Source organism: Methylobacterium sp. P5_C11 (genome assembly GCF_054049775.1).
In genome coordinates, this window is record NZ_JBFULS010000005.1 from 155,497 (window position 1) to 166,546 (window position 11,050).

General features: G+C 67.3%; 7 protein-coding genes. 3 read left to right on the forward strand and 4 right to left on the reverse strand.

The genetic code is table 11. The features are described 5' to 3' along the window. Nucleotides 1-87: 87 nt before the first annotated feature. From ACXJKQ_RS05190 to ACXJKQ_RS05200, 3 genes are read right to left on the reverse strand one after another with little or no spacing between them, the layout of a single operon-like run. A complete protein-coding gene (locus tag ACXJKQ_RS05190; protein ID WP_457104694.1) occupies nt 88-1,434 on the reverse strand; it encodes an NCS2 family permease in 1,347 nt (448 codons plus the stop codon). Continuing rightward, nucleotides 1,425-4,166: a molybdopterin-dependent oxidoreductase gene (locus ACXJKQ_RS05195; RefSeq protein WP_457104695.1), complete on the reverse strand. Its 2,742-nt coding sequence runs from the start codon at nt 4,164-4,166 to the stop codon at nt 1,425-1,427. The genes ACXJKQ_RS05190 and ACXJKQ_RS05195 overlap by 10 nt, the downstream gene beginning before the upstream one ends. After that, nucleotides 4,163-4,996 carry an FAD binding domain-containing protein gene (locus ACXJKQ_RS05200; RefSeq protein WP_457104696.1) on the reverse strand — a complete coding sequence of 278 codons (834 nt, stop codon included), beginning with the start codon at nt 4,994-4,996 and terminating at the stop codon, nt 4,163-4,165. The genes ACXJKQ_RS05195 and ACXJKQ_RS05200 overlap by 4 nt, the downstream gene beginning before the upstream one ends. Before the next feature lie 170 nt (nt 4,997-5,166). On the opposite strand from ACXJKQ_RS05200, the gene pucL reads away from it, so the two are divergent. Then, nucleotides 5,167-6,009 (forward strand): factor-independent urate hydroxylase, encoded by an 843-nt coding sequence (gene pucL / locus ACXJKQ_RS05205; RefSeq protein ID WP_457104697.1) that lies wholly within the window; start codon nt 5,167-5,169, stop codon nt 6,007-6,009. Between the two features lie 457 nt (nt 6,010-6,466). Beyond that, on the forward strand, nt 6,467-7,951 hold the full coding sequence (locus ACXJKQ_RS05210) for a methyl-accepting chemotaxis protein (protein WP_457104698.1): 1,485 nt from the start codon (nt 6,467-6,469) through the stop codon (nt 7,949-7,951). A gap of 28 nt (nt 7,952-7,979) precedes the next feature. On the opposite strand, the gene ACXJKQ_RS05215 is transcribed toward ACXJKQ_RS05210, so the two are convergent. Next, a complete protein-coding gene (locus ACXJKQ_RS05215; RefSeq protein ID WP_457104699.1) occupies nt 7,980-8,699 on the reverse strand; it encodes an HWE histidine kinase domain-containing protein in 720 nt (239 codons plus the stop codon). Nucleotides 8,700-9,148: 449 nt separating this feature from the next. On the opposite strand from ACXJKQ_RS05215, the gene ACXJKQ_RS05220 reads away from it, so the two are divergent. Further along, nucleotides 9,149-10,309 carry a glycosyltransferase gene (locus ACXJKQ_RS05220; RefSeq protein ID WP_457104700.1) on the forward strand — a complete coding sequence of 387 codons (1,161 nt, stop codon included), beginning with the start codon at nt 9,149-9,151 and terminating at the stop codon, nt 10,307-10,309. Nucleotides 10,310-11,050 lie beyond the last annotated feature (741 nt).

Sequence of the window (11,050 nt, forward strand, 5' to 3'; positions counted from 1 at the left end):
GAACGTCGGCGACGGGGCGTCGTGTCACGCGGGGCTGCGCGCGCCGCGGCCACCGGTCGTGAGCGGCCCTGCACGCCGTTCCGGCCGTCAATGCGCGCCGCCCGTCGCGACGAACCGGAACAGGAAGATCGCGGCGATCACCCAGACGATCGGCTTCACCTCCCGGGCGCGGCCCGCGAGCAGCTTTAGTGCCGCGTACGTGATGAACCCGCAGGAGACGCCGGTGGCGATCGAGTAGGTGAAGGGCATGAGCAGCGCCGTTACGCAGGCCGGAACGACTTCGGTGAGATCGTCCCAGTCGAGCGCCACCAGTTCGCGGAGCATTAGGCAGGCCACGTAGAACAGGGCCGGCGCCGTGGCGTAGGGCGGGACCGCGGCGGCCAAGGGTGCAAAGAACAAGCAGGCAAGGAACAGCACCGCCACGGTGGCGGCCGTGAGGCCGGTGCGGCCCCCCTCCTCCACGCCGGAGGCACTCTCGAGGTATGCGGTGGTGCTCGACGTGCCCAGGAGCGATCCCGCGAAGACCGAGACGGAATCGGCCATCAGCGCCCGGTCGAGGCGGCGCATCCGGCCGTCTGTCAGGAGGCCGGCACGGCTCGCCACCCCCATCAACGTGCCGGTGGCGTCGAACAGCTCGACCAGGAACAGCACGAGGATCACGTTGAGCAGGCCCGCCGAGAGGGCGCCCGGGAGGTCGAGGGCGAACAGTGTCGGGGCGATCGAGGGCGGCAGGGATACGATCCCCTGGAAGGTATTGTCCGCGCACACGAAGCTCAGTGCCGTGACGGTCAGGATGCTGGCGAGGAGCGCCGCCCGCACCTTCCGGGCTGAGAGGGCGGCGACCATCAGGAAGCCGATCACCGCCAGCACGGTTGCGGGCTTGTGCAGATCGCCGAGGGTCACGAAGGTTGCCGGGCTCGCCGCGACGAGGCCGGCGTTCTTGAGGGCGATGATCGCCAGGAACAGGCCGATTCCCACCGTGATGGCGATGCGCATCGAGTGCGGGATCCCGTCGACGATGAGCGCGCGCAGGCCGGTGAGGGTGACAACCAGGAAGCACAGGCCTGAGATGAACACCGCGCCGAGGGCGGCTTGCCATGTGAAGCCCAGTCCCTGGACGACCACGTAGGTGAAGTAGGCGTTGAGCCCCATCCCGGGCGCGAGGGCGATCGGGTAATTGGCGTAGAGCGCCATGATCAGCGAGCCCAGCGCCGCCACGAGGCAGGTCGCCACGAACACCGCGCCACGGGGCATGCCGGCGTCCGCCAGGATGCTCGGGTTGACGAAGACGATGTAGGCCATCGTCAGAAAGGTGGTCAGTCCCGCCAGGATTTCGGTGCGTACGGTGGTGCCGTGCTCGGCCAGGCGAAAGGTGCGCTCGAGGAAGCCGGACGGGCCTGGGCCGCGCAGAGCCGCAACCCGCTTCATGTCCATGACGGCGGCCCGCTGCGCTCAATGCCCACGGCCCGGTAGATCCTGTCCGCCGCGAAGGGCGTGGCCGTCAGGCGCGCGCCGGTCGCGTCGCGGATGGCGTTGCCGAGCGCCGCCGCGACCGGGTTGAAGGGCGATTCACTCATCGACTTGGCGCCGAGTGGGCCGACGCTGTCGTGGGTGTCGGCGAACAGAACCTCGGTGTCCGGCACGTCGGCGCAGGCGGGGATGTGGTAGTCGCGGAAGGTCTGCGTGCCGACGCTGCCGTTCGCGGCGATGCGGACGTCCTCGTAGAGCGCGGCCCCGATCGCCTGTGCGACGCCGCCCTCCACCTGGCCACGGCATTGCATCGGGTTGATCACCCGTCCGGCATCGGCGGCGTGGACGCTCCTCAGGATGCGCACAACCCCGCTCGTCGGGTCGACCGCCACCCGGAAGGCGTGAACGTTGAACGCCACCGAGCGCGGGCTGCCGTCGGCACGGCCGCGCGCCTCCAGCGGGCCGATCGCGGTCAGCGCCACAGAGCCGTCCGGCACGTCGACGGCGTCGGCGGCGAGGCGGCAGGGATCCGGGGCTGCGCCCGAGATCTCCGCCGCCCGCGCACGGATCCGGGCCGCGAGCGCCTCGGCCGCCCGGAGCGTCGCGAGACCCGCCACCACGGTGCCGGTGCTGCCGTAGGCGCCGGTATCGTGGCCGACCGCGTCGGTGTCCGCGTCTGCGATGCGAACCCGATCGGGCGTGGCACCGAGCGCCGAGGCCGCGATCTGCCGATGCACCGTGCTGGTGCCGTTGCCGAATTCCGCCGTGCCGACCCGAACGGTGTAGCGCCCGTCGACGTCCAGGCTCACCCGCGCCTCGGCGTGGTGGCCGCGGGGCGGGATCGTGTCGATCATCGCCATCGCCATGCCTGTCCCGACGCGCCAGCCCGGTTCCGGCTCGAGCCCCGGATCGGCCCGCAGCGCCGCCTCCACGAGGGTCAAGCACTGATCCAGACCGTAACTGCCGAAGACCACGTCGTGCGGCTCAAGACTGTTCGACACCATCGCGTCGCCGGGCTTGACGGCGTTGCGGCGGCGCAGGGCGAACGGGTCGAGCCCGAGCCCGCGGGCGACCTCGTCGAGGGCCGATTCGAGAGCGAAGATCGTCTGGCTCAGACCGTAGCCGCGGAAGGCGCCGGCCGGGACCGTGTGGGTGTAGACCGCGCGGCCGTCCACCCGCTTGTTCGGGCAGACATAGGCGGCCAGCACCTCGTTGCAGCCGTGATGGATCACGCCGCCCGCGTGGTTGCCGTAGGCGCCGGTATCCGAAAGGACGTCGAGGCTGATCGCCGTGAGCGTCCCGTCCCGTTTGGCACCGACCTTCACGGCCACCCGCATCGGGTGACGCGTGGTCGTTGCCGCGAACTGTTCCCGACGGGTCAGTTCCCAGCGCACCGGACGCCCGGTGCGCAGGACGGCCAGGGCGACGAGATCCTCGGTCAGCATCTCCTGCTTGCCTCCGAAGCCGCCGCCGACCCGGCCGCAGACCACGCGCACGGCGTCGCGCTCAAGGCCGAACAGGTCGCACAGGGCGTCGCGGGTGAGGAACGGGACTTGGCTGCTCGTCCGGATCGTCAGGCGCCCGTCATCGGCGCGCCAGCCGATGCTGGCATGGGTCTCCATGGCGGCGTGCTGGAGGCGCTGCGACTGGAACGTCTCGTCGTAGACGAAGTCCGCCGCTGCGAAGCCCGCCTCCACGTCGCCGACGGCTCCGTGCACCTCGGCGGCAAGGTTCGGGTGGCGGTCGCGGGGCGGCGCGCCCTCTCCGGGGCCATCGCGGGGATCGTGAACCCGGGGCGCTTCGGGCAACAGGGCCAGATCCGGATCGAGAAGCGCCGGGCGGACCTCATAGGTCACCGTCAAAGCCCGACAGCCGGCCTCCGCGGCCGCTTCGGTCTCGGCAACCACCGCGGCGACCCGCTGGCCGACGAAGCGGAGGATCGGGTCGAGCACGCGCGTATCGGCCGCGTCGTCCCGCGGATCCTCGTGACGGGCCGTGGAGAACCGGCGCGGCGGCGCGTCCGCGTGGGTCAGCACAGCCACGACGCCCGGCACGGCGCGGGCCGCCGCGGTGTCGATCGCCACGATGCGGGCATGGGCATGGGGCGAACGCAGGACCTTGAGATGGAGCGCGTCGGCGAACGGCCCGTCGAGGGTGTAGCGGGCGCGTCCCGAGACGACGGGCCCGGCGGCCGGCGCTGCGAGGTTGCGCCCCACCGGATCGCCCCCGGAGCTCTCGTCGACCGCATGCGTGCCGCCGATGGCATCCCGGACGGCGCGATAGCCGGTGCAGCGGCAGAGGTTGCCCTTGAGGGCCGTGCCGAGATCCTGCCGCTGTCCCTGGTCGAGGGCGGCGGCCGTCATGATCATGCCCGGCGTGCAGAAGCCGCACTGGAAGCCCTGCGCGGCCAGGAAGGCCGCCTGCACCGGATGAAACGCTGCGGGCTCGCCGTCGTGCTGCTGGCAGGGACCCGCGAGGCCTTCGATCGTGGTCACGCTGCGTCCCTCGGCGCGGAACGCCGGGATCAGGCAGCTGTGTACCGGCTCGCCGTCGAGATGCACCGTGCAGGCTCCGCAATCGCCGGCATCGCAACCCTTCTTGACGCCGAACCAGCCGGCCTCGCGCAGATAGGTCCGCAGGCACTGACCGGCCCTGGCCGCAGCCTCGTGCGCGCTGCCGTTGACGGTGAGTCTCATGACGCGGCTCCCGGCTCCGCGTCGAGCGTCCCGCGGATCTCCTCGGCGAACTGCCGGGTCACGTGGCGCCGCCAGTCGGGGCGGCCGTGGACGTCGTCGTGGTAGAGCGCCTCCGGGATCGCATCGTCGATCGCCTGCACCAGCGCTCGTCCGGTGGGCAGCGCGTCGAAGGCGAGGCGGACCGGGCGCCGGACGGAGGCGGTGACGGTCAGCGCGAAGGCGCCGTCGGAGGCCCGCGTCCCGATCAGGAGCGCACCGGAGCGGCCGTTCGGGCTGAGGCTGATGCGGCGGAAGGCCGTGCGGCGCACCAAGGCCGCAACCGGTATCGACAGGCTCCGCAGGATGTCGCCCGGTCCCAGGGCGGTTTGCTGCGGACCCACCACGAAGTCGGGGACGGATATGGCCCGCTCGGCCCCGTGGGGCGACCAGATCGTAAGGGTGGCTTCGAGGGCGGTCGCGAGGGCGATCATCGGACCGGCCGGCAGGGCAAGGCAGAGGTTGCCGCCGACCGTGGCCACGTTCCAGATCTTGAACGAGCCGAGCAGGGCGCGGCAGCATTGCCCGACCAGCGGCGCGGCGCTCCAGTCGGACGGCAGTTCCAACCGGTCGAGCTGCGCAATGGTGCACGTTGCCGCGAGTGTCAGGCCGCCCGCGTCAATCGCGTGCGGCGGCCAGTTCAGCGTCCCGAGATCCACGAGGCGCCGTAGGCCGACCTGCGGCTCGGAGAACAGCCACGTGCCGCCTGCCAGGCAGGCATCGCCATCCCTCCAGGCGGGGAGTTCGATCCGACTGCGGGGTCTGAGAACGGTCTCGATGGTGTTGAGGTCCATGCCCGCTCGTCAGCCCGAAGCCGGTTCGGTCCGGCGACGCACTATGCCTGCCGATGAGAGGTCCCGGTCAAGCCGCTGCGATGCGGCCGCGGTTGGAGCCTCGAACCGCGTGGCCCTAGGATCGGTCAGGCGCGTCGAGACGTGCCGGCTTTGACCAGCTGGAGACCCTCATGACCCTGACGGCATCGCGTTACGGCAAGGAACGGGTCCGGGTGATGCGCCTCGCCCGCGACGGCGATCACCACACGCCGCGCGAAATGACCCTGTCGGTCATGTTGACCGGGCGCTTCGACGCGGCCTGGACGGACGGCGACAACCGGACCTGCATCGCCACGGACAGCATCAGGAACATCGTCAACGTGACGGCCGCCGGGAGCCTTGCCCTCGATGCGGAGGGTTTCGTCGCGGCGATCGCCCGGGTGCTTCTCGATACCTACCCGCAGGTCGAGTCGGTCGCGATCGAGGGCGACGAGATCCGCTGGTTGCGCCACGGCCTCATCGGTGCGCCGCACGGGCATACCTTCACCCGGGATGGAAACGGCTCCGGCTTCGTGGCGCTGGCCGCCGATCGCACCGGGTCCACGCTGCGCTCCGGCCTGCGCGGCTACACCTTCATGAAGACCACGCAGTCGGGCTGGTCTGGCTTCGTGGCCGACCGATACCGGACACTGCCGGACACGACCGATCGCATCGCGGCGACGAGCATGGATGCGACCTGGACGTGGTCGACGGCGCCCGCCGATTACAGCGACGCCAATGCCCGCATCCTCGCGACGCTGCTGACGGTGTTCGGCACGACCTACAGTCGCGGGGTGCAGGACAGCATGTACCGAATGGGCGAGGCCGCCCTCGCTGCCGTTCCTGAACTCGCCCAGATCAGCTTCGTCATGCCCAACAAGCATTACCTGCCGATCGACCTCTCGCCGTTCGGCATCGATAATCCCGGCACCGTTTTCCTGCCGACGGACGAGCCCTCCGGCCGCATCGAGGCGACGATCGGCCGGATCGGGTGACGCGCGGTCTCGATCGAACCGTCGATGCGGGTGGGTTCTGCGATCGCGGCGGCGGACAGGGCTCGGGCCGAAACCGAAGGCCCATCGGCGGTTACCGAATGGTTTATGCAACTCCAGGATCGTGCCCGACGGTCGTGTCTCCGCTGAACGCAACCTGCCGCTGAAGCCGACGGCGAGAAATATTGAACCCGATACGCCGCGATGCAATCTCTGCGCGAGCCGTTGCGTTGTCGGAAAAATTCCCCGGACAACCGTAAGTATCTGACCGCATCATAATAGCCACTCTTAACTTCGGTGAAACTTCGGCTGTCTACGAAACACGTCAATCATCATGGGTGTCGACAGATGCCTGACGAAGTCCTTGTCGCTGTGAAGCGCGGAACTTCGGAAAAAACCTGATCCGGCCGTGAAAGTGTGCGCTTCTGTCGCGCCGCGGTGCAGATCTGCGGAGGGACCGATGTTCGAGAGGCGCCTGCGTCGAAGGGATGAGACAGCCAAGCTCGCTGCATTGAGCCGGTCCCTCGCCACGATCGAATTTGCCCTCGACGGTACGATCCTTGACGCCAACGAGAATTTTCTCGTGACCATGGGTTACGCGCGGGACGAGATCCTGGGCCGTCACCACAGCCTGTTCGTGGAGCCGGCCACGCGAGAGACCGAGGCTTATCGCCAGTTCTGGGAGAGTCTTCGCCGCGGCACCTTCCAGTCCGCCGAATACAAGCGCCTCGCCAAGGACGGACGCGAGATCTGGATTCAGGCCTCMTACAATCCGGTGCTCGATGCGGCGGGTCAGCCGGTCAAGATCGTCAAGTTCGCCACCGACGTGACGGCGCAGAAGCTGCGCACCCTCGATCTCGAAGGACAGATCGGCGCCCTGCACCGCTCGCAGGCGGTGATCGCCTTCTCGCTCGACGGCACCATCGTGAACGCCAATCCCAATTTCCTGGCGGCCGTGGGCTATCGGCTGGAGGAGATCGTCGGGCGCCACCACGGCCTGTTCGTCAGCGAGGCCGAGCGCGCCAGCGAAGCCTACCGGCAATTCTGGGCTGCGCTCGCCCGCGGCGAGTTTCAATCCGGAGAGTTCGAGCGGACCGGCAAGGACGGCCGTCAAGTCTGGATCCAGGCGACCTACAATCCGATCACCGACGCGGACGGGAAGCCGGTCCGGGTCGTCAAGTTCGCCACCGACATCACCGCTCAGTTCCATGAGCGGCAGCGCCGGGCCGCGGCGCAACGCGCCATCGGCGATGATCTGGATGCCATCGGCGACGCCGTGGCGGATGTCACGCGGCAGACCAACGAAGCGGCCCAGCGCGTGGTCCGCGTGTCGGACGAGATCCGGTCCGTCGCCACCGGCGCGGAGCAGCTCTCCGTCTCGGTGGACGAGATCAGTCAGCAGGTGAGTCACGCGGCCGGGATTGCCGGCCGGGCGGTGGAGCAGGCGCAGCGCACAGGTGAGATCGTGACCGGCCTCAGCGCGCAGGCCACGCAGATCGGAGACGTTCTCGGCCTCATCGCGGGCATCGCCGCCCAGACGAACCTGCTGGCCCTCAACGCCACCATCGAGGCCGCCCGCGCCGGAGAGGCCGGCCGCGGCTTCGCGGTGGTGGCCACCGAGGTGAAGACCTTGGCGGCGCAGACCGGCCGGGCGACGGACCAGATCCGCAGCCAGATCGCGTCGACCCAGTCGGCGACCCGCGAGGCCGTGGACGCCATCGACGTTATCCACGGCACGATCCGGACCCTCAGCGCCGTATCCTCCACCATCGCGGCGGCGGTGGAAGAGCAATCCGCGGTGACCCGGGAGATGTCGGGGAGCATGCAGACCGCGGCGCACGGCATCTCCGCGATCTCGGCCGGTATGGACACGATCGCGCAGGCGAGCGTCCGCGCGGACCGGGCGACCTGTCAGGTCCGCGAACTCTCGCGGGCCTTCGGGTGAGGCGATCGGGGCGGCGCCCGGTACCAGTTCAATCCGGGTCGACGGTTCCGTCGCCGGACAGCGCTTCGAACAGTCGCCCGATCCGCGGAACAAGGGGGCAGCGGAGGGTGCAGCGCAGGCCGTCAGCCTCGAAAGCGAGGGCGACGGCGCCGCCGAGTTCGTAGCTCAGCATCTCCGTGAGGACCTGCATGCCGAACCCGCGGCGCGTCGGTGGGGTGACGAGCGAGCCTCCCCGCTCCTTCCAGACCAGCATCAGGGCATCGGCGGCGTCGGCGCTCTCCCTGGTGACGCCCCAGGCGACGTCGACAGCGCCTTCCGACAGACCGAAGGCGCCGTGCTCCACCGCGTTGCTGCAGAGTTCATGCACCGCGAGCGCGATCAACTGCGCGGGCTTCGGCCTGAGGCGAACCGTCGGGCCATCGATCGCGGCCTGCTCGCCTTCGCGGATGAGATGTACCATCAGCTCGTCGGAGATCAGCGTGTGCAGGCTGACCTCGCCGAAGCGATCCGCTGAGACCCGAGCCCGTGCGATGGCGTCGAGCCGGCCTTCGAGATGGGTCGCGTAGCCCTCGACGCTCTCGGCCGTCTCGGCCGACAGGCGCAGGACCGCGCGCAGCATGGCCAAGGTGTCGCGCAGACCGTGGCGCAGGCCATCCGGCGTCCCGGCCTCGTCCAAGAGGCGGCGCAGACGCGCATTGTCCGCTTCAAGCTGCGCGAAGCGCGCCGCGGTTGCTCCAGCCTCTTCCATTCTTGCTCTCTCCGCGCCGAACGCCGGGAGGGTCCGTTCAGATCAGATAACGTGCGGTGGCCCGGGCCAGCATCACAAGCTGGAGAAAATCGCCTCTTCGAATCGATCAAGCTCATCCTTCGCATTCGGCGGACACCACAGGCCCGAGGCGGTTCGATTCCGCAGCCGGCAACATTTGGAATCGCGCACAGGACGACGCTAGAGTGCGAGCATTCCGACCAGCAAAATCGGATTTAATTTTCTTTGACCCCATCTTTGAATGAAAAAATCTGTTATTGGCCGTGAACTTGAATTATTCATGGCACGAATTTGACGAATTAATCAACAATAATGCAAATCAAAGTTCGACATCGGACCAGGCATGACTTTGAAATCGTGATTTCCCTGCGCTAAGGACGGAGCAGCAACAAAAATCGCGTCTGATGTGCGCATCGCGAAGGCTTTGCGGTATGAACAAATTCGGCCAGACCATCTGCCTATCGATGATCGTCAAGAATGAGGCGCCGGTCGTTCGCCGTTGCCTCGATTCTGTTCGTCCCATAATCGACCATTGGGTTGTCGTCGATACGGGATCAACCGACGGCACGCAGGATATCATTCGAACCGCCTTGGCCGGCATCCCCGGGACGCTCCTGGAGAGGCCGTGGGTCGATTTTGCCCATAATCGCAACGAGGCGCTGAGGCTGGCGCGCGCCCATGGAAGCTACGCGCTGATCATCGACGCCGACGATGAGTTGCTGATCCCGGCCGGTTTCATGTTGCCGAAGCTGAATGCGCCTGGATACGAATTCACGATTGTGGATGAATGCATGCGTTATAGTCGCGTGCAACTGATCCGCAGCACTTTCAATTGGTATTACCGGGGTGTAGTTCACGAGTATCTCGAGTGCGAACAGCCGTCTTGGAGAGCGCCGCTACCCTTGGCGATGCGTCGTGGCATTGATGGAGCGCGTCATCGCGACGCAACGACCTATCGGCGTGACGCGGAAGCCCTCGAGAGGGCTTTGGCCGAGGAAAAAGATCCGTTCCTGATCGCACGATACACTTACTATCTGGCGCAGAGTTACCGCGACTGCGGCGAAGCGCGTAAGGCCTGCGATCTATACCTCCGGCGCGCCGATCTCGGGTACTGGGAAGAAGAGATTTATATCAGTCTCTTTGGAGCAGGCCTTCAGATGGAGGCGCTGGGCGATGCGGTCGAGCGGGTGCTAGCCGTCTATGACCGGGCCATTTCGACTCGCCCGGAGCGGGTGGAGGTTCGCTACGCCGCGAGTCGATACTGTCGACAAAAGGGTCGGCACGTGGACGCCCTGCGCTACGCCGAGGCCGGCCTCAACCTCCGTATGCCGAGCGAGGCGCTGTTCCTGCAATCCTGGATGTACAGTTACGGCATTCGAGACGAGTATGTGATCGCGGCCTACAACACGGGCCAATACCGCGCGTGCCTCTACACTTGCTTGACCACCCTCGATCAAAGCGATCTGCCGGCCGATGTCCGCACACGAATCATCATGCTGGCCCGTGAGGCGCTTGGTAAGATGCTGGATCCGGTCTGGGGGTTCGATCGCTCATCCTATCGATCGGAATTCGTGCCGCTCTGGCGGCTTTGACGGCGCTGCATCAACGGATGGCACCGCACGCCGCTCGCATGAGTGGCTGGCGCCAGCGGTGCATTCATGCGAGCCGTTCCGAAAAAGCTGGAGCGGCCGATCGCTGGAGCGAATACCGGGGTGGCGTTCGGTGGGGTGCTGCCCGCCCATGCCTAGGGGAAGGTTCATACGCCAAGCGCCGAGTCCCGGCTCGACCCTTGTCTCGATCCGTTTAACCCCTCGTCGATCCGTCCCTGTAGCGGACGCGGATGCGGCAAGTAGGGACGTCCGTCGAGCCTTGGGTCGTTCGACGACCCCGTCCGTCGTCGGAGCCATCTCCTTGAGAGTTCGGTCGGCGGCGCGGCACCACTGTTGACCGCATCCGCCTCAAACGCGGCCTGACTCCGTTCGCCGGTGAAAAGCCCGAACCGTCGCCGTCGGGACCGGGGTCCCCGCGCGCCGCATCGAGACCGAACCGTACCGCCTTGAACGTCCGCGCGGCCTCCCTCAGCCGGGTGTCTGCCAATGGGGGTAGCGTGCGCGTGCTTAGGCCGCGACATTCGATGGGTTACCCCTGCACGAGCGGGATGGCGGTCGATTCAGGGCTTGACTAATTCCCGATCCGAGACGCGATGTTTTCCGTTTAAGTTCTCAATTCGGCGCGAAAACGTGAAATAAGCGATCCGATCCAGTTTTCGCAGCGAGCTCAGAAGTCAATCTAATCTAGTTCGATGTTGATTTTGCACGCATTGATATTTTATG